Below are 24211 nucleotides of genomic sequence, written 5' to 3'. Positions count from 1 at the left end.
GGAGTACCCTTCCTTGATCGTTGGGACGGGGATGCTCGGGGGAGCGGAAGGCGGTGCGCGGGTGGGCTCGGGAGGGCTGGAGCTGCCCCCTGGTGACGAGGGTCACGAGGGGGGCTCCGCAGACGTCCCGCCCGGCACGGTGTCCCTGGCCCGGCCGATGGAGACGAACGCCATCGGACCGGAGCTGGACTGGGACGCCGAAGCCTGGCGCGAGGTACGCACCCGCGCCCAGCGGGCCGGCCGGGCCTACATCTGGCTGAACCTCGTCGAACAGCGGCTGCGCGCCGTCGTGGCCGCCGTGCTGCGGCCCATCTACGAACCCGTCCACGGCGACGAGTGGGTGGTAGCCGCGGCCGGTCCCGCCGGCCAGGAGTGGGTGCAGCGCGCGGTCGCCGTACGTGAAGTCAGCCGCCGCAAGGGCTACTTGCTGGACCCGGCCGACGACAACGTCATCTCCTTCCTCACCCTGCCGCAGCTGCGCGAGCTGATGGTGCAGCACTGGCCCTGCTTCGAGCCGTACTTCGACGACCGCCGCGACGTCGAACTCGCCCTGGACGAGCTGGAGGTGACCCGCAACGTCGTCTCCCGCAACCGGGCCCTGTCCGAGGCCGTCCTGGGCCAGGCCGAGCGGGCCTCCGCACGCCTGCTGGAGATGCTCGGCACCAGCGGCGACGTGCCCTCGGCGCGCCGGCTGCCCGTCGACGCCGTCGAGGACCTCGTCGGCGACCGGTACGCGGACGTGGTCGCCGTCCACTCCGACCGGGTTCGGCTGCTGCGCCAGTTCCCCGCCGAGGACATCTTCGACGGCGCCCGCCGCCTCGACGCCATCGGCATCGGCCTCAACCTGCTCGTGCAGAACTTCTCCGGCCGCCGTCTGGTCCGCCTCGCCGAGGCGGGCTCCCGCGTCAGGCTGCTGTTCCTCAATCCGGCCTCCAGCTCGGTCAAGCGCCGCGAGCGCGAACTCGGGATGAAGCGGGGCGAGTTGAGCCGGGCGGTGGAGATGAACATCCTGCACATGCGCCGGGTCCGCGCCCGGCTGCGCGACCCGGGCGCCTTCCAGATCCAGGTGTACGACGAGACGCCCCGCTTCACCGCCTACCTGGTCGACGGCGACGCCGCCGACGGCATCGCGGTGATCCAGTCCTATCTGCGGCGCATGCGCGGCATGGAGGCGCCGGTGCTGGTGCTGCGCAACGGCAACCGGGTGGTCAAGCCGGGCGAGGTGGACGACGGCGGACTCTTCTCCGCATACCGCGAGGAGTTCGAGCTGGCCTGGGCGGACTCGCGACCGGTGTCCTGAATTATCCGTTTCGGCCGGAGGGCAAGCGGAACGCGATCCTCTGATTGTCAGTGGCGCATGCGAGGGTGGAGACCACCGGGGGAAGCACCACCAAGAAGGGGGGCCACCATGGCCTGGTACCGGGAGCTGCTTGTCGGCTTCGACCTGGAGACGACCGGGACGGACCCGCGCGAGGCGCGCATCGTCACGGGAGCCGTGATCGAGGTCAGGGACGGGCAGGTCCTGGGGCACCGCGAGTGGCTGGCGGACCCGGGCGTGGAGATCCCGGCGGACGCCGTCGCGGTGCACGGGATCAGCAACGAGCGGGCCACCGGCGAAGGCGCCCCCGCCGACCGGGTCGCGGACGCGATCGCCGACGTCCTCGTGGGGCACTGGCGCACCGGCGTCCCGGTCGTCGCCTACAACGCGGCCTTCGACCTGACCCTGCTCTCCGCCGAACTGCGACGCCACCGACTGCCCTCCCTGCGCGACCGGCTGGGCGGCCTGGACCCGGCGCCGGTCGTCGACCCGTACACCATCGACCGCTCGGTCGACCGCTACCGGCGCGGCAAGCGCAACCTCGAGGCGGTCTGCGCCGAGTACGGCGTGCTCCTCGACTCCGCGCACGACGCCTCCGCCGACGCCCTCGCGGCGGCCCGCCTCGCCTGTGCGATAGCCGGCCGCCACCCCAAGGTCGCGGCCCTCGGCCCGGCGGAGCTGCACCGCCGCCAGATCGAGTGGTACGCCGAGTGGGCGGCGGACTTCCAGAGCTTCCTGCGCCGCAAGGGGGACGCGGACGCGGTGATCGACGGCGCCTGGCCGGTCCGGGAGCCGGCGGAGAAGACCGTCTGACGCTCCGGCGAACCCGACCGCCCTCACCGGCCGTCGGGCGGGGGCCCGTCGGCGTCCTTCCCGGTCCGGGCGGCCGCCCGCCACGCGAGCAGCACCCGGATCAGAACGGATACCACCGCACCGCCTCGTCCCCGTCCCGCAGCGACGCAACCCGGCGCCGGAACTCGGCCAGAGCCCTGGGGTCGGTGGGCGCGTGCTGGGCGACCCAGGCGCAGCTCGCGGTCTCGCGGGCGCCCCGCAGGACCGTGCAGCCCGCCCACTCCCGCACGTCCCAGCCGTAGGTCCCGGTGAAGGCGTCGTAGGCCTCGGCGGGCAGCCCGTACCGGTCGCGGGAGAGCGCGATCACCACCAGGTCGTGCTCGCGCAGATCGGCGGAGACGGTCTCCAGGTCGACCAGGACCGGGCCGTCGGGCCCGATGTGCACATTGCGGGGCAGCGCGTCGCCGTGGATCGGGCCGGGCGGCAGATGCGGGGTGAGCGCGGCGGCGGCCGTGGCGAAGCCGTCGCGGCGCTCGCGCAGATACGCCGCGTCCGCCGGGTCGATCGCGGCGCCCGCGAGCCGCAGCCAGCGCTCGACCCCCGACAGCAGATCCCGCGCGGGCAGGCCGAAGGAGGGGGCGGGCAGGGCGTGCACGAGACGCAGGAGTTCGGCCAGATCCCGCGGTCCCGCGGGGCGCACGGGGTCGGGCAGCCGGTGCCACAGGGTCACCGGATGCCCTTCGACGAGCAGCGGCTCCGGTTCGGCGGCCCGCACCGCCGGGACGCCCGCCCCGGCCAGCCAGGCGGCGACGTCCAGTTCGCGCCGGGCCCGCTCGAGGAGTTCGGCGTCCCGGCCCACCTTCACCACCAGGTCTCCGGCGGCGAACACCGCGTTCTCGCCCAGGGCGAGGAGCCGCGCGTCCGCCGCCGGGCCGGGCAGAACCTCCGCCGCGGCGAGTACGTCCCGCGCCCGTGCCTCGTCCATCGTCCGCCTCCGTGTGGTCCGCCGCCCGTCCCAGCCGGACGGCGTCGGGATCCGGCCATCCGACGGCCAGTGTCGCATTCGCACAGATCGGGCCGTGCGCAAGGTCTCTTGACGGGGTACAGCACCTTCACGACCATGGCGGAGCCCGTCACAGCAGCGGGAAGGGGGCCGATCCGGTGTCGTTGGCGACCGAGAAGAGACGGACCGTGCGTGGCGTGTCCGGCACCGGCCCGTCGCGCGACGCCGCGGGCCGCGGAGCGTGGTTCCTCGTCCTTCCCGCCCTGATCCCCATCCTGGCCCTGAGCGTCGGTCCGCTGCTGTACGGGATCCTGCTGGCGTTCACCGACGCCCAGTCGGGCCGCACCGCGCCCACCCGGTGGATCGGCGTCCTCAACTTCTCCGACCTGCTGCACGACACGCTGTTCTGGGAGTCGTTCCGGATCGGCCTGCTCTGGGCGGTCGGGGTGACCGTCCCGCAGTTCCTGCTCGCCCTCGGCCTCGCCCTGCTTCTCGACCAGGACCTGCGGCTGCGGTGGCTGGCCCGCGCCCTCGCGATCATCCCCTGGGCGATGCCCGAGGTCGTGGTCGGCGTCATGTGGCGGCTCGTCTACAACCCGGACGCCGGCATCCTCAACGAGACCCTGCGCGACCTGGGCCTCGGCGACGGGCGGGACTGGCTCAGCGGGCCGGCGACCGCCCTGCCCGCGGTGATCGTCGTAGGCGTGTGGGCGGGCATGCCGCAGACCACGGTCACCCTGCTCGCCGGCCTCCAGCACACCCCGGGGGAACTGCACGAGGCGGCCGCGGTGGACGGCGCGGGCGCCTGGCGCCGCTTCTGGACGGTCACCTGGCCCGCCCTGCGGCCCATCGCCGTCGCCGTCACGGCCCTCAACTTCATCTGGAACTTCAACTCCTTCGCCCTGGTCTATGTGCTGACCAACGGCGGACCCGGCGGCCGCACCCGGCTGCCCATGCTCTTCGCCTACGAAGAGGCCTTCCGCTACGGCCAGTTCGGGTACGCGGCGGCGATGGGCTGTGTGATGGTCGCGGTGGTCTCGGTGTTCCTGGCCCTGTTCCTGGTGGGCCGGATCAGGGGAGGTGACGACGCGTGAGGACCCGCCCCGCCGCTCGGGCCGGACAGTACGCGGCCCTGCTCGGCTACCTCGTCTTCCTCGCCTTCCCCTTCCTCTGGCTGCTCTCCGTCGCGTTCAAGCCCGCACGCGAACTGGGCAGCCTGCACCCCACCTGGATCCCGGAGCACCCCACCCTCGCCAACTTCCGTCAGGCGTTCGACGAACAGCCCCTGCTGCACGCCGCGTTCAACTCCCTGCTCGCCGCGGTGAGCGCCGCCGCGATCGCCGTGGCCCTCGCCACCCCGATGGCGTACGTCATGGCCCGGCAGCGCACCCGGCTCGCGCGGGCCGCGTCCGGGTGGGTGGTGGTCAGCCAGGCGTTCCCGTTCGTACTGGTGATCATCCCGCTGTTCCTGGTGCTGAAGAACCTGCGGCTGATCGACTCCGTGCCGGGGCTGGTGCTGGTGTACGTGGTGTGGGCGCTGCCCTTCGCGCTGTGGATGCTCGTCGGACACGTCCGTGCCGTCCCCGTCGAACTGGAGGAGGCGGCGGCGATCGACGGCGCAGGCCGGCTGCGGACGCTGGTCTCGGTGACGGCGCCGTTGCTCGCTCCCGGGATCGTGGCGACGGGGCTGTTCGCGTTCGTCACGGCGTGGAACGAGTTCTTCTTCGCTCTGGTGCTGCTGAAGACCCCGGAGAAGCAGACCCTGCCGGTCGTCCTGACCCACTTCATCGGCACGGAGGGCGTCGCCGACCTGGGTCCCCTGGCCGCCGCCGCCTTCCTCGCCACCATCCCCTCGCTCGTCGTCTTCGCGATCGTCCAGCGACGGATCACGGGCGGCATGCTCGCCGGGGCGGTGAAGTGATGCGGACCAGAGCGCTGATCGTGGCTGTCCTGCTGCTCCTCGCGGGCTGCACCGCCGGCGGCGGGGACGAGGACGGCCCCGTCACCCTCCGCTTCCAGTCCCTGGCGTGGCAGGAGGAGTCCGTCCAGGCCAACAAGGAACTGGTGAAGGAGTGGAACGCGACGCACTCCGACGTCAAGGTCGATTACGTACAAGGGAGTTGGTCGAGCGTCCACGACCAGCTGCTCACCTCCTTCGAGGGCGGCGAGGCCCCCGACATCATCCACGACGCCTCCGACGACCTCGCCGACTTCGCCCACGGCGGCTACCTCGCCGACCTGACCGACCTGCTGCCCGCCCGCCTCAAGTCGGATATTCCGCAGCACAGTTGGGAGACGACCACCTTCGGCGACGGCGTCTACGGCGTGCCGTTCCTCCAGGAACCGCGCGTCCTCGTCGCGAACGCGACCTGGCTGAAGCGCTCCGGCGTACGGATCCCGACCCCCGAACACCCCTGGAGCTGGACGGAGTTCCGCCAGATCACCGAGCAGCTCAGCGGCGACGGCAGGTACGGCGTGGCCTGGCCGCTGAAGGAGCCCGTCTCCGCCACCCTCAACCTCTCCCTGTCGGCGGGCGGACAGCTGTTCCACCGGGGAGCGGACGGAAAGGTCACCGTCCGCTTCGAGGCCGGCGACGAGGTCGTACCGCGCACCGTCCACGACCAGGTCGACACCGACCACAGCGCCTCGCCCACGACGCTGGGCAGCGGCGGCTCGGACACCCTGCCGGGCTTCTTCGGCGGCCGGTACGCGATGGTCCCGCTCGGCTTCTCCTACCGCCAGCAGATCGTGCAGCAGGCGCCCGAGGGGTTCGACTGGCAGGTGCTGCCCGCCCCGGCGGGCGCCGACGGACTCGCCCAGGGGGTCAGCCCGCAGACGCTGTCCGTCGCCGAGGACAGCCCGCACAAGAGGGAGGCGGCGGCGTTCATCGACTTCCTGCTCCGGCCGAAGAACATGGTGCGCCTCGCGCTGGGCGACTGGATGCTGCCGACCGGCACGCAGGCCCTCGCCGACCCCGCCCTCCACACGGCGAAGGACGACTGGGCGACCGGCACCGCCCTCGCCGAGCACCTGCGCCCGGCGCCCGCCCAGTCCGTCCGGGGCTACGCCGAGTGGAAGGACAAGGTCGCCACCCCCGCCTTCCAGGAGTACTACAGCGGGGCGATCGGCCTCGGTGAACTGCGCGAGCGGCTCGAGCGGGACGGCAACCTGGTCCTGGCCCGCTACCAGCGCTGAACGGCCGGTTCAGGGAACGGCGGGGCCGGTGACCAACTGTCCCTGGTCGTCGTACGGCCAGACGTTGGGGACACAGCCGTCCATGCCCTTGATCTGCTGCATCATCGCCGGGGCGGGCTTGCCCGGACCGGGACAGCCGACGTGGCCGTGGCCGAGGAAGTGGCCGACCTCGTGGTTGACGATCAGCGCGCGATAGGAGGTGACGTCCTTGGCGTAGACGGGGGTGGCCAGCAGCCAGCGCTTGAGGTTGACCATGACGTTGTCGGCCACGTTGCAGTTGACCTCGCCGCCGGTGTCCAGTCCGTACTGCCCGCAGACCTTGTCCACGGTGCCGGGCGTCGCGACCCGTACGACGAAGTCGGTGGTGCCGCGGGAGACCCGCTGGAACGCCGAGTGACCGTCCGCCGTCCAGCCGCGCCGGTCGCCCAGGATGATCTCCACCTGCCGGGCCACGGCCGAGGCGGAGAGGTCGAGGCCGTCCTCGACGTCGACCCGGTAACGCAGCGCCGTGCCCTTGCCCATTTTGCCGCTCGAGCCGGACGCGGTGGTGAAGGTGCCCGGCCCCGAGGCCGGGATGTCCGACTCGGACGGCCCGTCGGGCGCGCCTTCGGATGTTTTGGCCGACGGACTGCCGGACGGGCTGCCGGACGAACCGGCCGACGGGCTGCCCGAGGCGCGCGCGGTGGCCCCGGAGCCCGCCGTCGGTCCGGTGGGCGCGGGGCCGGACCTCCCGGATCCGCCCGGCTCGGCGGACGCGGTGGCGCGGCCCTCGGCCGAAGTCCCGCCCGCGTCGGCGGAGGTCCAGCCCACGGCCGCGAGACCGGCCGCGCCCAGCACGGCCAGCGCGGCCGTCCCACCCCACACCGAACCCTTCCGGACGCGTCGGCCGGAGGCATGCGCGGGGCCGCTCCGACGGCGACGGGTGGGAGAAGGAGTTTTTTTGTGCGCGGTCATGGTCAGTCAGATTGTGATTGCCATGTGATCAGATCTGGCCCGGACGGTAACAAAACAATAACGACTCGGCATGTTCCGTTTCATGTGATCATCCGGTAACAGTGTTCCGAACGGGCCGACGGCGTACGGATACTGAGCGCATGCCACGAGTTCTGCTGATCGAGGACGACCGTGCCGTGCGGGACGGCGTCGCCCTCGCGCTGCGCCGTCAGGGCCACGAGGTCGCCGCCGCCGAGACCGGGGAGGACGGCCTGGACCGGGTGCGGTCCTTCCGGCCCGACGTCGTGGTGCTGGACCTGATGCTGCCCGGCATGACCGGCCTGGACGTCTGCCGCAGGATGCGTGAACTGGACCAGACGCTGCCGATCATCATGGCGACCGCGCGGGGCGACGACGAGGACATCGTTGTCGGTCTCGAGGCCGGCGCCGACGACTACGTGGTCAAGCCCGTGCCGGCCCGGGTGCTCCAGGCCCGCATCCGAGCCGTCCTGCGCCGGGCGGCCGGCGCACCCGCCGACGGCGGCATACCGAAGATCGACACCTACGGCGACCTGACCGTCGACCGGGCCGGACTCTCGGTCACCTGGCAGGGGACGCCGGTCGCCCTCGCCCCCTCCGAACTGCGACTGCTGCTGACCCTGTCCGCCTCGCCCGGCCAGGTGTTCAGCCGGCAGCAACTCCTCGAGGCGGTCTGGCAGCACAGCTACCACGGCGACGCCCGCCTGGTGGACGCCTGCGTCAAACGACTGCGCGCCAAGCTGGGCGAACCCCCGCGCGAGCCCCGCCACATCCACACCGTGCGCGGCTTCGGCTACCGGTTCGTCTCCCCGTGAGGCCCCTGACAACCCGCGTCAGGAAGCACCGGCTGCGTGGTCTGCGCGTGCGGCTGGTGGTGGCGTTCGCGCTGGTCGCCGCCGTCACCGCCACGACCACCGGCGCGCTCACCTTCCGGGAGGCGCGCACCGGCGTGCTCCAGCAGAGCCAGGACACCGTGATCGAGCTGCTGCGCACCCAGGTGACCCGGCTCGCCCCCGCCCTCGTCCTGCCGGCCGGCCGGGACGAACTGCGGCGGTTCGCCGCCGAGGTGGCCGACGCCCAGCCGTCGGGCGCCTGGCGTGTACTGGTCGCCTACCGCGGGCTGGAGGCCACCTCCGTCCCCGGCGACCCGTTCGAGGAACTGACGCCCGCCCTGCGCGAGGCGGTCGACTCCAGGTCGGCCACCGTCTTCCAGCGGGTGAACCGCGCGGACCACACCGCACTCGTCGTCGGCATGTCGGTCGCCTTCACCTCCTCCCTGTCGAGCAGTTGGCCCCTCTCCGGACTCCAGGTGTTCCTGACGGTGCCGCAGACCACCGAACAGGCCTATGTGGACGCCCTGGTGACCGCCGTGGAGCGGGCCGCCGTCCCCGCCCTGGCCCTCGCCGTCCTGCTCGCGCTGCTCGCCGCCCGCGGGGTGCTGCGGCCGGTACGCGCGCTGCGCCACGCCACCCGCAGCATCGCCGAGGGCCGGCTGGACACCCGCCTCGCCGTCGACGGCTCCGACGAACTCGCCGAGCTGTCCCACACGTTCAACGAGACGGCCGCGGCCCTGGAGGAGTCGGTGGCCGAGCTGCGCGGCCTGGAGGCCAGGGCCCGCCGTTTCGCCGCGGACGTCTCGCACGAGCTGCGCACTCCACTGGCAGCCATGTCGGCCGTCACCGACGTCCTCGACGAGGACGCCGCGGGCCTCGACCCCGACACGGCCACCGCGGTCCGGCTGATCAGCGAGGAGACCGTGAAGCTGACCCGGCTCGTGGACGACCTGATGGAGATCTCCCGCTTCGACGCGGGCGCGGCCGTGCTGCATCTGGACGAGATCGACCTCGCCGAGTCCCTCCGGCGCACCCTCGCCGCCCGGGGCTGGACCGACACCGTGGAGGCCCGCCTGCCGGAGCGGGACGCGCTGCGCGGACGCGTCGACCCGCGCCGCCTCGACGTCGTCGTCGCCAACCTGGTCGGCAACGCCCTGCGGCACGGCGCCCGTCCGGTGCGGCTGAGCCTGCACGAGGGCGAGGGCGAGGGTGAGGGGTCCGGCACCGGGCGGCGGGCGGTCATCGAGGTGCTGGACAGCGGGCCCGGCATCCCCGGCGGCGTGCTGCCCCATGTCTTCGAACGCTTCTACAAGTCGGACGCCGCCCGGTCCCGGACCGAGGGCAGCGGACTGGGACTGGCGATCACCGAGGAGAACGTCCGGATGCACGGTGGCACCGTCCGGGCGGCGAACCGACCGGAGGGCGGCGCCGTCTTCACCGTGGAACTCCCGCTGCACCGGGACGAGTCGATGCCGGACGAGCCGACGCGGGGCGAAGCGATGCGGGGCGAACCGACGCGGGGCGAAGCGATGCGGGAGGGATGAGCGTGAGGGTCGTACGCCGAGCCTTGCTGCTGTGCGTCCCGGCGTTGTGCACGCTGGTCTCCTGCGGCATTCCGGCGACCGGTGTGGTGGAGGCGGGCGGACCCGCGCACGGGATCGTGCCGATGGTGCGGGTCTATTTCCTCCAAAACGGTTCCCTGGTTGCCGTCCCCCGCAGGCCCGTCGGCACGGTCGACGCCGAGTCGGCGGTGAAGAGGCTGCTCGAGGGTCCGACGGATGTGGAACGGGCGAAGCGGCTGACCACGCTGCTGCCCCCACTGACGGCCGCCCCGACGATCGCCCCGGTCCCCGTCACGAGCATGCCTCCCGCCTCCGGCCTGTCCGGCGCTTCCGCCGCCGAGGCTCCGGCGTCGGCGTCGGCCACCGTGTCGGTGAACGCGCGGAGCGGTGTGGTGTCGATCCAACTGCACACTGTCAGGGAGGAGTTGACCGATCTCGCGATGGCGCAGCTGATCTGTACGGCAGCCGAGGCGCAACGCGCCACAGACGCCGGCACCGGCACCGGCACCGTGACCGTGAAAGTGACGAACGCGCTCGGCCGGAGCGTCGAAGGATCCGGCGAACGCTGTCCCGAAGGCTGACCCGCGCCATTGAAGTTGCACGAGACGTATCGTCTCGCTTACGGTCGACGGTATGACCAGTCGCCCCGCCCATGTCGCCATGTTCTCCATCGCCGTCCACGGCCACGTGAACCCGAGCCTCGAGGTGATCCGCGAGCTCGTCGGGCGCGGGCACCGGGTGACCTACGCGATTCCGCCCGTCTTCGCCGAGAAGGTCGCCGGTACCGGCGCCGAGGTCAAGCCGTGGCACTCGACGCTGCCTTCGCCCGACGACGACCCCTCCGTCTGGGGGAGCACCCTCCTCGACAACGTCGAGCCCTTCCTGGCCGACGCGATCCAGGCCCTGCCCCAGCTGATCGAGGCCTACGACGGGGACGAGCCGGACCTGGTGCTGCACGACATCACCGCCTACCCGGCCCGCGTCCTCGCCCACCGCTGGGGCGTACCGGCGATCTCCCTCTCACCCAACCTCGTGGCCTGGGAGGGCTACGAGGAGGAGATCGCCGAACCGATGTGGGCGGAGCCGAGGGAAACGGAACGCGGGAAGGCTTACTACGCGCGTTTCCACGCCTGGCTGGAGGAGAACGGGATCACCGAGCACCCCGACCCCTTCGTCGGCCGCCCGGCCCGCTCCCTCGTGCTGATCCCCAGAGCGCTCCAGCCGCACGCCGACCGGGTCGACGAAAGCGTGTACACGTTCGTCGGCGCCTGTCAGGGCGACCGCGCCGCCGAGGGTGAATGGACGCGCCCCGCGCAGGCGGAGAAGGTCGTCCTCGTCTCGCTCGGCTCGGCCTTCACCGACCGGCCGGACTTCTACCGGGAGTGCGTGCGGGCCTTCGGCGAGATGCCCGGCTGGCACCTCGTGCTCCAGATCGGCAGGCACGTCGACCCCGCCGTGCTGGGCGCCGTACCCGGAAACGTCGAAGTGTGTTCGTGGGTAGCGCAGTTGGCGGTCCTGAAGCAGGCCGACCTGTTCGTCACGCATGCCGGCGCGGGCGGCAGCCAGGAGGGGCTGGCCACGGCCACGCCGATGATCGCCGTACCGCAGGCCGTCGACCAGTTCGGCAACGCGGACGTGCTCCAGGGGCTCGGTGTGGCCCGGCGGATCGCCACGCCCGAGGCGACGGCCGAGACGCTGCGGGAAGCGGCCCTCGCGCTGGTCGACGACCCGGACGTGGCCCGTCGGCTCAAGGCGATCCAGGCGGAGATGGCGCAGGAGGGCGGCACCCGCCGGGCGGTGGACCTCATCGAAACCGAGCTGATGGGGAAGCGGTCCTGAACACCGTCCTGAAGCCTCCTTGACCGGCCCTGAACCGATCCTGAACCGGTGCCGGACCAGGTGCCGGACCGGTGTCGAACCAGGCGTGAATGAGGGCCCGTTGACTCCCCCGGGAGGTCAACGGGCCCTCGGTTCAGCATGCTTCAGCAGGCTTCGAGCGGCGTCAGACCCGCAGCGGCTTGCCCTCGTCGTCCCGCGTCACCGGCGCGACCGCCTCGGGCGACTCGTCGTGGGTGAAGTCGGGCAGCCAGTGCAGCCACTTCGGCAGGTACCAGTTGCGCTCGCCCAGCAGGGCCATCACGGCCGGGAGCAGCACACCCCGGATGATCGTCGCGTCGATCAGCACCGCCGCCGCCAGGCCCACGCCCATCTGCTTCATGGACTGCATGGACAGCGTTCCGAAGATCGCGAACACGGCGACCATGATGACCGCGGCGCTGGTGACCACACCGGCCGTGGTGACGACACCGTGCTTGATGGCCTCGTTCGTCGAACGGCCCCGCATCCGCGCCTCGCGGATCCGGGAGACGACGAACACGTGGTAGTCCATCGACAGGCCGAACAGGATCACGAAGAGGAACAGCGGCAGCCAGGTGACGATGGCGCCGACGCCCTCCGCGCCCACCAGCGACGCGCCCCAGCCGTGCTGGAAGACGGCGACCAGGATGCCGTAGGCGGCGCCCACCGACAGCAGGTTGAGCACGATCGAGGTGATCGCGACCGTCAGCGAGCGGAACGACAGCAGCATCAGCAGGAAGGCGAAGACCACGACGAACGCGAAGACGGGAGCGACGGCTCCGGCCAGCTGGTCGTTGAAGTCCTTCGAACCGGCCACCTGTCCGGTGATCGGCGCCTGGAGGCCGTCGATCTTGCCGAGCGTGGCGGGCCGCACCTCGTCGCGCAGCTTGTCCAGGCTCGCACCCGCCTTGTCCAGGTCGGAGCCGCCGACCAGCGGAACGTACACGTACGCGATGTTCTGCACGTCGTGCAGCTTGATCTCGACCGGGCCGCGAGAGGCGCCCGAGCTGACCGCCTGCTCCTTGAACTGCGCGAGCGCGGTCTTCACCTCGGCGGCGTTGATGTCGTCCGCCTTCACGATCACCTCGGCCGGTTCCGAGCCGCCCGGGAAGGCGTCGTTGACCCGGTTGTAGGTCTGCACGATCGGCAGCGAGTCGCCGAACTCCTGGTCCAGGGTGAGGTTCTGGGTCTTCATGCCGACCGCCGGAGCGGCGATCGCGAGCAGTGTGCCGGCCGCCACGACCAGCGACACGGCGGGCCTGGCGAGGACGACCTTCAGGACGGCGCTCCAGAACCGGCTGCCCTCGTCGGCGCGCCCGCCGTTGCCGTTCTTGCGGCGCTTGTCGGGGTGCAGGAACGGGATCCGGCCCTTCTCCACCCGCTGACCGAGCAGCGACAGCAGCGCGGGCAGCACGGTCACCGAACCGACCATGGCGACCGCGACCACCATCAGGGAGGCCAGACCCATCGCCTCGAACGTGGCGAGCCCGGTGAACAGCATGCCCGCCATCGCCACGCACACGGTGACACCCGAGACGATCACGGCCCGGCCGCTGGTCGCCGCGGCGATCCTGAGAGCGGTTTCCGGATCGCGTCCCGCCGCCCGCTCCTCGCGCTCCCGGCGCAGGTAGAACAGGCAGTAGTCGACGCCGACGGCCAGACCGACCAGCAGCATCACGGAGCTCGCCGTGTCGTCCATCGGCTGGAAGTGGCTGGCGATGCTCATCAGGCCCATCGTCGCCATGATCGCGGTGACCGCGAGGGCCACCGGCAGCAGCGCCGCCACCAGCGCGCCGAAGGCGATCAGCAGAATGCCCAGGGCCACCGGCACGGCGGAGAGCTCCGCCTGCTGGAAGTCGTCGCCGAACGCGTCGTCGAACGTCTTCATCATGCTGGCGCCGCCGATCTCCTCGATCCGCAGCGAGGAGTGGTCCTTCTGGACGCCCTCGACGGCCTCGAGAACCGGCTCGACCCGCTCGCCCGCGGTGTCGGAGTCGCCGCGCATGTCGAACTGCACGAGCGCGCTGCGACCGTCCTCGGAGATCGTGTCCGAGTCGTACGGCGAGGTCACGTCGGTGACCTTGCCGGTCTTGTCGACGGCCGCGACGACGGCGGCGACGGCGGCTCTGAACTCCGGGTCCGTGGCCTTGACGGAGCCGTCCCTCGACTGGATGAGGACCGTCTCACTGGCCGGTTCGTCGATGCCGGCCTCCTCGGTGATCAGGGCGGCCGTGTGGGTCTCGCCCCCCAGCTGGTCGCTCTCCTTGACCTCGACCGTGCCCACCGCCGAGCCGATCCCCATGGCCAGGACGACGAACAGCACCCAGATGCCCACGGCGGCCCATCGGTGTTGGGCGCTCCAGCCGCCTGCCCGCGCGGCGATGCCCCGCACCCGTATATCTCCGGTCCCCATGACGGGCCTGCCCTCTTGTGACGCGGTGGAAGCCCCCTGCCGCCACCTTTTGATTCGAAGGTATGGGCTGGATAAGGCCATCTCGTCGTGCTGCCCGGTGAGGTGCCGGACACCCGACTCCTCCCGTCGGACCCCGTCGTCTCACCGCTGGGGAGGACAGGGGTCCCCTACATCTATCCGGGGATCTCGGGGATGACGATCAGGGTGCGGGCCGATGGGGCGGCTGAGAGGACGTGCCGCCGGACAGGACTGAGCCTGGACGCTGGATACGACTACAGCATGGTCCACCTCGACCTGAAGGCCAGAGGAATCACAGGCCAGATCGCCAAGCGCGGCGCGAAGACCTCGATCCAGACCGGCGGACGGTGGGTGGTGGAGCGCACGAATTCCTGGATGAACAGCTTCGGCAAGCTCCGCCGCTGCACCGGGCGACGAAGAGCCCCGTCGAGTTCTTCATCGCCCCGGCCAGCACAATTATCACCGTCCGCTGCCTGATCCGACGTGCCTGGCCTCTCTAAGGCTGGGACACCCGCCCACGAAGCTCCCGCGTCCGATGACCCACTGACCCACTGGCGGCCACTCTTAGACGTCCAGTCAATATTGGCAGCACGAGGAGCCAAGCCGGTTACGAGAAGAGGGTGTTGCCTATCCGGCCGGAGCGGGGAGAGACTGCTTGCGAGCCGAGAGTAGGTGCGCCCGTGGCAGCAGCCGAACCGGAGCACGTCGCCTGGTTGTCCGAGAGGCAGCTGGCCCGAGCCTGGCCGACCATCCGGGCGACCTGCCTGGACGCCACCGCGAATGCCAACGGAGCCCGCAACAACCTCCATGTATCGCACTCCACTTGGGGCGAGAGCAAATGGCGCACGTACCACCCCGCGGACGTCGCCCGGGTGGCCGGTGCGATCGCCGACGGCACCGCGGAGCTCCAGCCGCACTGGCGGAACGACACCCCCGAGGCCAAGCTGCTCGATCAGCGCCTTCGCAGGAAGAACCTGCCCGGTGCCATCGGGTGCGCCCTGCTCGTCGCCGTCCCGTTGGCGATCATCGTCATTCTCCTGATCATCTCCTGGAACGGCTCCGGGTCGTCTTCGCCCTCCTACTGGCACTGACCCACAAAGAGTCCGCTCAGTCGAGATCCGCTTCGCCGCCCTCCGCGAACAGCTCCGAGTGCGCCTGGGCGAGCAGCAGATATCGCCGTTCGCCTTGATGCCCAGGCGCTCCCACCTCCGTCAGCTCGCGCCTGACCCTGGCCGGGACGCCCGCCATCAGCGAACCGGGCGGGATCCGCATGCCCTGCGGCACCACCGCGCCGGCCGCATCAGCGAACCAGCGCCCGCCCGCGCGCTGTTGAGCCCAGGGAGCCCACCCCGACCAGCACGCCGTCCTCGGTCGTGCAGCCGTGCAGCGCCGCCGCCCCAGGCCAGCTACCTCGCCACTCTCGCGATCAGCCGGTTCGACCTCTGCGGATCCCGGGCAAGCCGCTCGGCGCGCTGCTGCACACTCGGCTGTTCACCGCCACCAAGCCCGAGCCCGACGCCCCGGCTCTCCGGTCCGCCGGCCTCCGCCTGACGGAGCCGCGATCCTGGCGGCAGATCCAGGCCACCAACGAGGTGCACACACGGTAGGACCCGCCGCCGATAGCGGCCGACCGAACTCCCGCGCGTTCTGCCTGCCCAGCTGCCTCACCTACTGGCGGACGCACTTAGAGAGCCCGGCGGTAGGCGTCACTTGAGTCTTCTGGTGGTGGGTAGGTGTCCCAGCGGTAGCGCGGCGGACGCGCGTGCGGAGCGTGACGAGTACGCATCGCCGCGCCCGGCTGATCCCTAGATCCTCGAACGTCGGCTGAAGCCTGGCCGGGCGGGCGGCTGCCGAAGGGTCAGGCGGCGGGAACCGCCTGCGGATAGAGCACGCTCGGGTCGGCGGACAGGGCCGCCTTGAGCTGGACGCAGTTGTTGTCGGCGATGACCGCGTCGGGCCTGCGGCGCGGCCGACCGACGCCGGCCCGGGGCACTCTCACCGCGTCCAGGACCGCGTCGAAGGCGGTGGAGTCGTTGACGTTGCCCGGCGTGACGAGGACGGCCAGGGGCAGGCCCCGGCCGTCACACAGGATGCGCGGGTGGCTGCACGCCGGTGTGTTCCCCCTGGCGCTGCTCGGCGGGATCGTCCTGATCGCCGTCTCGCGGTCGGCGGCGGCGGTGGCGGGGCCTGCTGGGTGTACGCGCTGTCGGCCTGCCTGCTGTTCGGCACCAGCGCGGTCTGCCACCGCTGCACGTGCGGCCCGCGCGGGGAGGCGGTCCTGCGGCGGCTGGACCACGCGAACATCTTCCTGATCATCGCGGCACCTACACCCCGCTGGCGGTACTGCTGCTGCCCGCGAGTCAGCAGCGGGTGCTATTGGCTGCGGTGTGGGCAGGCGCTCTGGTCGGCATCGCCTTCCGCGTCCTGTGGATCGGCGCTCCCCGCTGGCTGTACACCCCGTGCTACATCGCGCTGGGCTGGGTGGCCGTCTTCTACCTGCCGGACTTCGCCCGCGCCGGCGGCATCGCGGTCCTCGTACTCGTCGTCGCCGGGGGCCTGCTCTACACCGCGAGCGCCGTCGTCCACGGACTCAAGCGCCCTGACCCCTCACCGGCCTGGTTCGGCTTCCACGAGGTCTTCCACGCCCTGACCATCGCCGCCTTCACCGCGCATTACACGGCCATCCTCCTGGCAGCCACATGACCTGAGCGCTATCGAGCCGTGAAGGAGGCGCTGTGACCGCACGAGGGCCGGACGCCGGGCAGGCCGCGGCCTTCCCGGGGGCGCGAGTCGCCGGGGCAGCGCGATGACTCCGGCGGGGACACTGGCGGCGGCGGAGACCGAGGCGCCCGTGGAGTCGCTCGACGTGGTCGCGCGCATACTCAAGGACACCGATCTGATCCGCACCCAGCGGCCGAGCGTGGAGGACAAGGGTGAGGGCGCGCTGGTGCGGATCGTCGCCCCGGTGACCAACCGCGGGGACGCCATCGGGCTCCTCGAACCAAGTCGTTGACCCCGGCAACGACGGTGGCCAGGTCGGGCACCAGTCGGACGCGGACCGTCGACATCGCGCTCTGGGCTCGCGGGGGCGCCATGGCTGTGTCTTCCCTGGCGTGTCCCGCGCCGAAACGGGCAGTCGGTCGGCATCAAGAAAGCAATGTCCGTGTTGTGGCACGCAGTGAACCGTCTAGACCGCCCAGGAGTTTCCCCATGATGATCGTCGGCGTGATCGCCTTCTGTGTAGTCCTCGCGATACTCGCTTTCGTCGTCCCGCGACTGAGCCGGCACCCCCAGAACGGCGCCCAGCGCACCCTGGGCCTGGGGGCCCAGGCAGGTTCCAAGGCCCCCGGTCCGCTGGGGCGCCTGCTGAGCAAGCCCTTCCAATCCAGTTCGCGGGCCGTGGGCCGCAGCGGTTCCGCCGGCCGCCGGGCGCGTCGACGCCTGCCGTTCTGACGGTCAGTGGCTGCGATGTTCCGACCGCAGCAGGTGAGAGCCCGGCGATGACCTGCTGGCATGACATGTCGGCGGCGCGCGAGCCCGTTTCGGGTTGGCGCGCCGCTTCGTCCTTTGGGGTGTGATCTTCGTACCGCGCTGGGCGTGTCTTGTCACTGCGGTCTGGCGCAGGCGTACTGGAAATGTCCGCGCCTGTATGGAGACCAGTCATGACGACCTCTCGCGTCCCGCGGCACCTGCCCGACGGCACGCGCAACGCCACGGTGGCCTGCCTGGAGCAGGAGAACGCCCAGCTGCGGCAAGCGGTCGGCTCCCACGCGAGGGTCGACCAGGCCCTCGGTGTTCTCATCGCGATCCACCGGATTGCGCCGGCCGCCGGGTTGGAGGTGCTGCGCCCGCAAGTACGCTCCCGGCCCTGTCCTGCTGGAACTGTGCATCAATGCCCGCGCCGTGGACGTCGCCGTGTGGGACAGCGACTCGTGATCGGCCCGCGTCGGCGCGAGGCGTGGAGTCCCCACAAGGAGGATGTCGTACTTCCGGGCGCGGCCCCCTCCCTGCCGCTCGTAGCCTCGGCCGTCTGACGGGTCACCACCGTCTCCTCGTTGTCCAGCAGCAGACCGGACGACGCTTCCGCAGTTGCGGAATAGCAGCGTCCGGAGCGAGGTCCTGCCCGGCACGAGTGCGTCGGGTCCACGAAGGAGACGAGGATCCAGTGCGACAAGTCCGCCACGCCCTGCGTCGCGCTCTCTGTGTGTCAGGTCGGCAAGCGGTCCGCGCTGAAGCAGATGGAGCGGGTCGCCGACCTCACCCGCGAGCACTGGCAGGGCCAGTGGGCAGAGGGCGGGTTCCGCATCTACAACGGGAAGATGCCGATCGTGGCGACCACACTGGAGCTGCTGCGCGAGCACGGCCGCGAGGACCGACAGAACCTCTTCGACGCGATCGGCAACCCCCGCCGCGACGCTGCCCTCGCCCGCCGTGCCGAAGATGGGCGGCGCCAAGTCGCGCAGGAAGCAGCCGAACGCGAGGCTCAGCGCCCGGTGTGCGGGGACTGCGGGACCAAGTTCACCGACGACCGGTGTGGATCTGCGCGCGGGTGCGTTCGGTGGCGGCCATCAGCTGGGTGACGGTCAGTCCGGCGGGGCGGGCCTCCTGCAGGGCGCTGAGGATCGCTTCGGCGTGGACGTGAGCGGGGACACCCCGCCCGATCGCCTACTCACCCGAGCCCTTCAGCAGCTTCTGGAGCTGCTCGTCCAGGTCGACCTCGGAAACCGTCAGGGCGCACGGCCCCACGGTGAAGCACTATGACAGCCGCCGTATACGCGGGCTCACAACCCGGTGTCCACCGCGCGCCGCCTGTGCCAGGCCGTTTGCGGCAGGCGGGAGAGCAGTACGTTGCCGAGGCAGGACGTTCAACCCCGACCGTCCAGGACGCCGCCCACTCCGGACATCTGGACGTCACACCGACCTGGACCGCCTTGGTCCTCGCCCGCGCCCGCCGCATCCGCCGCCAGTGCCGCGACCGGCAAGCGGACGAACAGAACACCGCCGTAGCCTTCGCCGAAGGCATCAGCGGACCACCGCACCCGCGACACAATCGCGGCCCCGAGTCGTCGTCCGTGGTCACGACCAGCCGCAGCCGGGGCACTCCGTCCCTGCGCATGCCTGCACCGTACGACTGGTGCGGATGGCTGCCGACCACCCGATGACCTCAGCGAAGCGGATCTCCGCGTGCACCACTGGAAGACCCGAAGAGGGTCGTGGTCAGCGAGTGCCCGCCTCGGCGCGCGTGTAGAACGCGGCGAGTTCGTGGGGGTTCTTGGTGTAGACGTCGATCTTGCGGACCATGCCGTCCTCGACCTGGTGGATCTCAACCATGGTCAGCGGGAACTTCTCACCGGTGGTGTGGGCTGTGAGCGTTCCGGCGAGCGTTCCGATGACGCCGGCCGGGCCCTCGAATACCTCGGCATCGGTAATGGCGACGTTGGCGTAGCCCATCATCGCGCCGAGGACCGACTGCACGAACACCTCGCGGCCCTGGTGCACGCCGCCGTAGGGGAGCTGGTTCGGCTCATCGACGATCACCTCGGGGGCGAGCTTTGCCAGGACACCCGGCACATCGCCCTTGCTCAACGCGTCATACAGCCCTCGCACGACATCCGCGGGGCTCTCCGTCACCGTCTCGATCTGGTTGCTCATCTGGTGTGTCCTGTCAGTGTTCAGGTGCTGCCGACCGGGGCGCGTGCGTCCTCGCACCGGTCGGGCCCCGGGAGGATCGGGGCACGCACCATGCAACGCGAGACGGCCGTGACGGGGGAGTCCTTGCTGTGAGGGGTACTGGCAGGGCCCCTCACCTGTCACGCAGCCTGCCTACCCTGGCCTCATGGACAACAGGGACGCAGTCAGCGCATTCCTCCGCTCCCGACGCGACAAGATCACCCCAGAGCAGGCCGGTCTGCCGACGTACGGTCAGCGCCGGGTGCCCGGACTGCGCAGGGGAGAGGTCGCCACACTCGCCGGCGTGAGCGTCGAGTACTACACGCGCCTGGAGCGCGGCAACCTCCAAGGGGTCTCCGACAGTGTGCTCGACACCCTCGCCCACGCCCTGCGGCTCGACGACACCGAGCGCATGTACCTGTACGACCTCGCCCGCGCTGCCGGACCGGCGCCGCAAACGCGGGCACCGCGGCGGGAGAGCCGACCGACGGTGCGGCCGAGTGTGGCGCGGATCGTCGATGGCATGCCGGAGCTGCCGGCGTACGTGATGAACAACCGCCTCGATGCGCTGGCCGCCAACCCGTTGGGCCGGGCCCTGTACTCGGAGATGTATGCCGACCCGACATGCGGGGCGAACGTCGTCCGGTTCGCGTTCTTCAACTCCGCAGCCAGGCGGTTCTACACCGACTGGGAGCGCATGGCCCGCTTCGCCGTGGGCGCGCTGCGCATCGAGGCGGGGAAAAATCCCTACGACCGGGAGCTGTCGAACCTGATTGGTGAACTCTCCACCCGCAGCGATGCCTTCCGCGTGATGTGGGGCTCGCACGACGTGCATGTCTTCCGCGAGAGCACCAAACGACTCAACCATCCGCTCGTCGGCGAACTGGAACTCGATCAGGAGACCCTGAGCCTGCCGGACGAAAGCGGCCTGAGCGTTGTCGTCTACAGCGCGCCCCCCAGAACCGCCGCGGAGGACGGCCTGAAGCTACTCGCCAGTTGGTCCGCCACGACCGGACAGGAGCAGGACGCGCAATCCACGAGCAACCCGCCGCCCCGGCAGGCCTGACGGGGCCGTACTGGCCCCTTTCCGGCGCTCAGTCGAGACTGTCATCCGGCGCGAGCAAGCCAGTGAGTTCGGCGATCGCCTCCGGTTACGGCTTGAAATAGCGACACCCGTTCCAAGTCGCACTGACCTGCACCGAAGGCACGCTCACCTTGTCATGTCAGGACCCGACACAGCTTCTCACCGACCTGCCGGGTCATGACCGGCCCGCCGACCCGTGTGACGACGGCGAGAATGCGCTGGTACTCCGGCGGAAGCGCAGACTCCTCCACACCCGGCGCGCACTCGGGGACCATCCGTACCGTCTGCCCGGCCACAGATGCCGTCACCGGTGCGGCCGCCGCCCGCTCCTGGACCACCTGCTCGCTCATCCGCGCCAGGACCCGTTCGGCCACGGCGAGTTCGTCCCGCTCGGCACGCCGGTGTGTAGCGACTCAACGCGCCGCCCCTCCACCTGAGTCCACGCGTGTTCCGTCATGAACGGATGACCGATGGCCACCAGAAAGATCGCTCGCCGCGGCAACCATTTCCGCGGCGGCGGCAACTTGCCGGTGGGCTCTGAAAGCTGACCCGGTGCTGGATCTCGGGTTCCGTCACTGGACTTTCAGAGCCCACTGACAGCAACTGGTGATCGGATCCGGCGCGACGTCCCCGGGTCGCACATCAGGCGACCGTGACAACCCGGCTGACCTGCGTACGGCCACACGTGCCGATGGCGGCCGCAGCAAGGAGAACCACCCCATGAACGGCACCGCCGAGCACGGCGTACCTACCCGCCGAAGAGAGCAGGAGACTCCGCGTAAGCGCGGTCGCCACCGCCGCCGCTGGATGGGGACCGGGCTCCTGCTGCTCGTCGCCGCCCTGGTCGTACCCTCCTACTTCCTGCTCTCCCAGCAGAAGTCGCAGGCAGCAACGATCACCAGCGGCGCCTACTACCGGCTTGCGGCCGTGCACAGCGGCAAGGTCCTGGACGTCCCGGCCTTCTCCACCGCGAGCGGCACGACCCTGCAGCAGTGGACCGACCAGGGCAGCATCAACCAGCAGTGGCAGCTCAAGGCCACCGACGACGGCTACTACGAGCTGGTCAACCGCAACAGCGGCCTGGTCATGGGCGTCCACGACGCCTCGACCGCGAACAAGGCGGCCGTCGAGCAGCAGACCGAGACCGGTGCCACCAGCCAGCAGTGGAAGATCGACGACGCGAGCGGCGACGCGGTCACGCTCACCTCACGAGCCAGCGGCAAGCTGCTCGATGTCTCGGCGAAGTCCAAGGCCGACGGCGCCGGGGTCATCCAGTACAGGGACACCGGCCGCACCAACCAGCGGTGGAAGCTCGTTCAGCAGCCCACGACCACCAGCGCCGGCGCCACGGGGACGTACGCCTGGCGCAACGCGCAGATCAACGGCGGCGGCTTCGTCGACGGACTGGTCTTCAACCCCAGCCGCAAGAACCTGCTGTACGCGCGCACCGACATGGGCGGCGCCTACCGCTGGGACGCCTCGGCCGGGGTGTGGACGCCGCTGAGCGACTGGGTCAGTGCCGAGGACTGGAACCTGATGGGAATCGAGTCCCTGGCCACCGACCCCGTCGATCCCGACCGGCTCTACCTGGCCACGGGCACGTACACCAACGACTGGGCCGGCAACGGCGCGATCCTGCGCTCCACCGACCAGGGCGCGACCTTCAAGCGAACCAACCTGCCCTTCAAACTCGGCAGTAACGAAGACGGCCGCACGATGGGCGAGCGTCTGGTCATCGACCCCAACGACAACAGCACGCTCTACCTCGGCACGCGCAAGAACGGCCTGTGGCGCAGCACCGACTACGGCGTCACCTGGAGCCAGGTCACCTCGTTCCCGGTCACCGACGGCGCGAGCAGCGGAGTCGGCATCTCCTTCGTCACCTTCGACCCGAAGAACGCCAAGACCGTCTACGCGGGAGTGGCCGACAAGACCACCAGCCTCTACCGGTCCACCGACAACGGCGCCACCTGGAAAGCCGTGTCCGGCCAGCCCACCGGCCAACTCCCGCAGCACGGCGTCTTCTCCTCCGACGGCACGCTGTACCTGTCGTACACGGACGGCACCGGCCCCAACGGCGTGACCGCCGGCTCAGTGTGGAAGTACACCTCCACCAGCGGGACCTGGAAGGACATCTCCCCGTCCAGCGGCGGTTACGGCTTCGCCGGGCTCGCGGTCGACCCCCAGAACCCGTCCACCGTCATGGTCGCCACTCTCGACCGCTGGTGGCCCTCCGACGAGCTGTACCGCTCCACCGACAGCGGCTCCACCTGGACCGCGCTCGGAGCCACATCCGAGCGTGACAACTCCGCTGCGCCCTACGTCGGCACCGACATCGGCCACTGGATGGGTGCCCTGGCCATCGACCCCTTCGCGTCGGGCCACGTGCTCTACGGCACCGGCGCGGGCATCTGGGGCAGCGACGACGTGACGAACGCGGACAGTGGATCTGCCACCCACTGGACGATACGGGCCAAGGGACTGGAGGAGACCGCGGTCTTCTCCCTGATCGCCCCGCCGAGCGGCGCATCGGTGGTCAGCGGCCTGGCGGACGTCAGCGGCTTCCGCCACGACGACCTGACCGAGGTCCCCGACGGCCTGCTGAACAGCCCGAGGTTCAGCGCGACCACCAGCCTGGACTTCGCTCAGGACAAGCCCGACGTGATGGTCCGCGTCGGCCGCGGCGGCACCAAGGACGGCGCCTACTCCGCGGACGGCGGCACTACCTGGACCGCGTTCGCGGGCGAGCCGGTCAGTTCTGCCGAAGCCGGCACGGTCGCCGTGTCCGCGGACGGCGCCACGATCATCTGGACCGAGTCGGGCCAGGCCCCCTACCGCTCCACCGACAAGGGCGCGACCTGGACCAAGGTCAGCGGACTGGGCACCGACGCCGCCGTGGTCGCCGACCGCTCCACCGCCGGCACCTTCTACTCCCTGTCCGGTGGCACCCTCTACGCCAGCACCGACGCCGGCGAGACGTTCGGCGCCCGCGCCACCGGACTCGGCAGCGGCCAGCTCAAGACCGTGCCGGCCCTCGCCAAGGACCTGTGGATCGCCGGCGGCAGCAAGGGACTCCTGCACTCCACCGACGGCGGCGCCAGCTTCACCACGCTCGACACGGTCCAGGACGCCAACGCCATCGGCTTCGGCAAGGCCGCCCCGGACACCGGCTACCAGGCTCTCTACCTGGTCGGCACAGTGAAGGACACCTTCGGCGTCTTCCGCTCCACGGACAAGGGCGCCACCTGGGTGCGGATCAACGACGACCAGCACCAGTTCGGCAACATCGACGGCACCGCCGTCATCACCGGCGACCCGGACGTCTACGGCCGGGTGTACCTCGGCACCAACGGCCGAGGCGTCCAGTACGCCGACCCGTCCTGACCCGCGTGGGGCGGGGGCGGCTCACCGAGAGCACCGGCCCCCGCCCCACGGGCGAGTGGTACCGCACTACCCGCAGCAGAAGACAGCCGGGCGGGCGGGGACGGTTCGGA

19 protein-coding genes and 5 pseudogenes are annotated in these 24211 nt (G+C 70.8%); 17 read left to right on the top strand and 7 right to left on the bottom strand.

The features are described 5' to 3' along the window. Window positions 1-31 precede the first annotated feature (31 nt). Both ACFWBD_RS20210 and ACFWBD_RS20205 read left to right on the top strand, forming a co-directional pair. Window positions 32-1300 carry an SAV2148 family HEPN domain-containing protein gene (locus ACFWBD_RS20210; RefSeq protein WP_385668353.1) on the top strand — a complete coding sequence of 423 codons (1269 nt, stop codon included), beginning with the start codon at window positions 32-34 and terminating at the stop codon, window positions 1298-1300. Between the two features lie 108 nt (window positions 1301-1408). Further along, complete coding sequence (locus ACFWBD_RS20205; RefSeq protein WP_385668268.1) at window positions 1409-2131, top strand: 3'-5' exonuclease; 723 nt, start codon at window positions 1409-1411, stop codon at window positions 2129-2131. A 100-nt stretch (window positions 2132-2231) separates the two neighbouring features. Here the strand turns inward: ACFWBD_RS20205 and ACFWBD_RS20200 are convergent, their stop codons facing one another. Further along, window positions 2232-3095, bottom strand: coding sequence for a phosphotransferase enzyme family protein (locus ACFWBD_RS20200; RefSeq protein WP_385668266.1), 864 nt, complete (start codon window positions 3093-3095; stop codon window positions 2232-2234). A gap of 215 nt (window positions 3096-3310) precedes the next feature. Between ACFWBD_RS20200 and ACFWBD_RS20195 the strand changes: the two genes are divergently transcribed. Genes ACFWBD_RS20195 through ACFWBD_RS20185 form a run of 3 tightly spaced genes read left to right on the top strand, consistent with a single transcriptional unit; the run spans window position 3311 to window position 6308 of the window. Further along, window positions 3311-4207: a carbohydrate ABC transporter permease gene (locus tag ACFWBD_RS20195; protein WP_385668264.1), complete on the top strand. Its 897-nt coding sequence runs from the start codon at window positions 3311-3313 to the stop codon at window positions 4205-4207. Then, window positions 4204-5034: a carbohydrate ABC transporter permease gene (locus tag ACFWBD_RS20190; RefSeq protein ID WP_385668262.1), complete on the top strand. Its 831-nt coding sequence runs from the start codon at window positions 4204-4206 to the stop codon at window positions 5032-5034. Before ACFWBD_RS20195 ends, ACFWBD_RS20190 begins: the two co-directional genes overlap by 4 nt. After that, the gene (locus ACFWBD_RS20185) at window positions 5034-6308 is read left to right on the top strand and encodes an ABC transporter substrate-binding protein (protein WP_385668260.1); all 1275 of its coding nucleotides are present in this window, start codon (window positions 5034-5036) and stop codon (window positions 6306-6308) included. The genes ACFWBD_RS20190 and ACFWBD_RS20185 overlap by 1 nt, the downstream gene beginning before the upstream one ends. Before the next feature lie 9 nt (window positions 6309-6317). Here ACFWBD_RS20185 and ACFWBD_RS20180 read toward each other — a convergent pair whose 3' ends face one another. Continuing rightward, the gene (locus ACFWBD_RS20180; protein ID WP_385668258.1) at window positions 6318-7172 is read right to left on the bottom strand and encodes a DUF3152 domain-containing protein; all 855 of its coding nucleotides are present in this window, start codon (window positions 7170-7172) and stop codon (window positions 6318-6320) included. A gap of 230 nt (window positions 7173-7402) precedes the next feature. Here ACFWBD_RS20180 and ACFWBD_RS20175 point away from each other — a divergent pair, with 230 nt between their 5' ends. From ACFWBD_RS20175 to mgt, 4 genes and pseudogenes are all read left to right on the top strand, one after another. Then, window positions 7403-8095, top strand: a complete 693-nt coding sequence (locus ACFWBD_RS20175) for a response regulator transcription factor (protein ID WP_385668256.1) — start codon at window positions 7403-7405, stop codon at window positions 8093-8095. Then, complete coding sequence (locus ACFWBD_RS20170) at window positions 8092-9657, top strand: ATP-binding protein (RefSeq protein WP_385668254.1); 1566 nt, start codon at window positions 8092-8094, stop codon at window positions 9655-9657. The genes ACFWBD_RS20175 and ACFWBD_RS20170 overlap by 4 nt, the downstream gene beginning before the upstream one ends. 2 nt (window positions 9658-9659) lie before the next feature. Further along, on the top strand, window positions 9660-10256 hold the full coding sequence (locus ACFWBD_RS20165) for a hypothetical protein (protein WP_385668252.1): 597 nt from the start codon (window positions 9660-9662) through the stop codon (window positions 10254-10256). A 9-nt stretch (window positions 10257-10265) separates the two neighbouring features. Continuing rightward, a pseudogene (gene mgt, locus ACFWBD_RS20160) lies at window positions 10266-11514 on the top strand (macrolide-inactivating glycosyltransferase). 163 nt (window positions 11515-11677) lie between these two features. On the opposite strand, the gene ACFWBD_RS20155 reads toward mgt, so the two are convergent. Then, complete coding sequence (locus tag ACFWBD_RS20155; RefSeq protein ID WP_385668250.1) at window positions 11678-13945, bottom strand: MMPL family transporter; 2268 nt, start codon at window positions 13943-13945, stop codon at window positions 11678-11680. A gap of 249 nt (window positions 13946-14194) precedes the next feature. Between ACFWBD_RS20155 and ACFWBD_RS20150 the strand changes: the two are divergent. Then, window positions 14195-14463: pseudogene (locus ACFWBD_RS20150) on the top strand (IS5/IS1182 family transposase); the annotation flags it as partial. A gap of 180 nt (window positions 14464-14643) precedes the next feature. Continuing rightward, window positions 14644-15054 carry a hypothetical protein gene (locus ACFWBD_RS20145; protein WP_385668248.1) on the top strand — a complete coding sequence of 137 codons (411 nt, stop codon included), beginning with the start codon at window positions 14644-14646 and terminating at the stop codon, window positions 15052-15054. A 16-nt stretch (window positions 15055-15070) separates the two neighbouring features. Here ACFWBD_RS20145 and ACFWBD_RS20140 read toward each other — a convergent pair whose 3' ends face one another. Both ACFWBD_RS20140 and ACFWBD_RS20135 read right to left on the bottom strand, forming a co-directional pair. Continuing rightward, on the bottom strand, window positions 15071-15235 hold the full coding sequence (locus tag ACFWBD_RS20140; RefSeq protein WP_385668246.1) for a hypothetical protein: 165 nt from the start codon (window positions 15233-15235) through the stop codon (window positions 15071-15073). Window positions 15236-15899: 664 nt separating this feature from the next. Then, window positions 15900-16055, bottom strand: a pseudogene (locus tag ACFWBD_RS20135) (transposase); the annotation flags it as partial. A 6-nt stretch (window positions 16056-16061) separates the two neighbouring features. Here ACFWBD_RS20135 and ACFWBD_RS20130 point away from each other — a divergent pair. The 4 genes and pseudogenes from ACFWBD_RS20130 to ACFWBD_RS20115 all read left to right on the top strand — a co-directional run bounded on the left by ACFWBD_RS20130 (window position 16062) and on the right by ACFWBD_RS20115 (window position 18543). After that, window positions 16062-16666: pseudogene (locus ACFWBD_RS20130) on the top strand (hemolysin III family protein). 103 nt (window positions 16667-16769) lie between these two features. Further along, window positions 16770-16964, top strand: a pseudogene (locus ACFWBD_RS20125) (serine/threonine-protein phosphatase); the annotation flags it as partial. 209 nt (window positions 16965-17173) lie between these two features. Continuing rightward, complete coding sequence (locus ACFWBD_RS20120; RefSeq protein WP_020126348.1) at window positions 17174-17416, top strand: DUF6411 family protein; 243 nt, start codon at window positions 17174-17176, stop codon at window positions 17414-17416. A gap of 749 nt (window positions 17417-18165) precedes the next feature. After that, window positions 18166-18543, top strand: coding sequence for a hypothetical protein (locus tag ACFWBD_RS20115; RefSeq protein ID WP_385668244.1), 378 nt, complete (start codon window positions 18166-18168; stop codon window positions 18541-18543). 637 nt (window positions 18544-19180) lie between these two features. Here ACFWBD_RS20115 and ACFWBD_RS20110 read toward each other — a convergent pair. Continuing rightward, window positions 19181-19615 (bottom strand): nuclear transport factor 2 family protein, encoded by a 435-nt coding sequence (locus tag ACFWBD_RS20110; protein ID WP_385668242.1) that lies wholly within the window; start codon window positions 19613-19615, stop codon window positions 19181-19183. 184 nt (window positions 19616-19799) lie between these two features. Between ACFWBD_RS20110 and ACFWBD_RS20105 the strand changes: the two genes are divergently transcribed. Further along, a complete protein-coding gene (locus ACFWBD_RS20105) occupies window positions 19800-20699 on the top strand; it encodes a helix-turn-helix transcriptional regulator (RefSeq protein ID WP_385668240.1) in 900 nt (299 codons plus the stop codon). 152 nt (window positions 20700-20851) lie between these two features. Here the strand turns inward: ACFWBD_RS20105 and ACFWBD_RS20100 are convergent, their stop codons facing one another. Next, on the bottom strand, window positions 20852-21091 hold the full coding sequence (locus ACFWBD_RS20100) for a hypothetical protein (protein WP_385668238.1): 240 nt from the start codon (window positions 21089-21091) through the stop codon (window positions 20852-20854). Window positions 21092-21437: 346 nt separating this feature from the next. On the opposite strand from ACFWBD_RS20100, the gene ACFWBD_RS20095 reads away from it, so the two are divergent. Further along, complete coding sequence (locus tag ACFWBD_RS20095) at window positions 21438-24101, top strand: RICIN domain-containing protein (RefSeq protein ID WP_385668236.1); 2664 nt, start codon at window positions 21438-21440, stop codon at window positions 24099-24101. Window positions 24102-24211 lie beyond the last annotated feature (110 nt).

Origin of the sequence: Streptomyces sp. NPDC060002 (assembly GCF_042737245.1) — a bacterium.
Lineage (GTDB): Bacteria > Actinomycetota > Actinomycetes > Streptomycetales > Streptomycetaceae > Streptomyces.
The sequence above is the reverse complement of the archived record's forward strand: the minus strand, read 5'-3'. Positions and strand labels throughout refer to the sequence as shown.

Excerpts from the sequence above, each read along its gene's own strand:
- ACFWBD_RS20120 (WP_020126348.1), top strand. The coding sequence starts at position 17,174 with ATGATGATCGTCGGCGTGATCGCCTTCTGTGTAGTCCTCGCGATACTC.
- ACFWBD_RS20155 (WP_385668250.1), bottom strand. The coding sequence starts at position 13,945 with ATGGGGACCGGAGATATACGGGTGCGGGGCATCGCCGCGCGGGCAGGC.
- ACFWBD_RS20105 (WP_385668240.1), top strand. The coding sequence starts at position 19,800 with ATGGACAACAGGGACGCAGTCAGCGCATTCCTCCGCTCCCGACGCGAC.
- ACFWBD_RS20095 (WP_385668236.1), top strand. The coding sequence starts at position 21,438 with ATGAACGGCACCGCCGAGCACGGCGTACCTACCCGCCGAAGAGAGCAG.
- ACFWBD_RS20175 (WP_385668256.1), top strand. The coding sequence starts at position 7,403 with ATGCCACGAGTTCTGCTGATCGAGGACGACCGTGCCGTGCGGGACGGC.
- ACFWBD_RS20110 (WP_385668242.1), bottom strand. The coding sequence starts at position 19,615 with ATGAGCAACCAGATCGAGACGGTGACGGAGAGCCCCGCGGATGTCGTG.
- ACFWBD_RS20200 (WP_385668266.1), bottom strand. The coding sequence starts at position 3,095 with ATGGACGAGGCACGGGCGCGGGACGTACTCGCCGCGGCGGAGGTTCTG.
- ACFWBD_RS20185 (WP_385668260.1), top strand. The coding sequence starts at position 5,034 with ATGCGGACCAGAGCGCTGATCGTGGCTGTCCTGCTGCTCCTCGCGGGC.
- ACFWBD_RS20205 (WP_385668268.1), top strand. The coding sequence starts at position 1,409 with ATGGCCTGGTACCGGGAGCTGCTTGTCGGCTTCGACCTGGAGACGACC.
- ACFWBD_RS20210 (WP_385668353.1), top strand. The coding sequence starts at position 32 with ATGCTCGGGGGAGCGGAAGGCGGTGCGCGGGTGGGCTCGGGAGGGCTG.
- ACFWBD_RS20140 (WP_385668246.1), bottom strand. The coding sequence starts at position 15,235 with ATGCGGATCCCGCCCGGTTCGCTGATGGCGGGCGTCCCGGCCAGGGTC.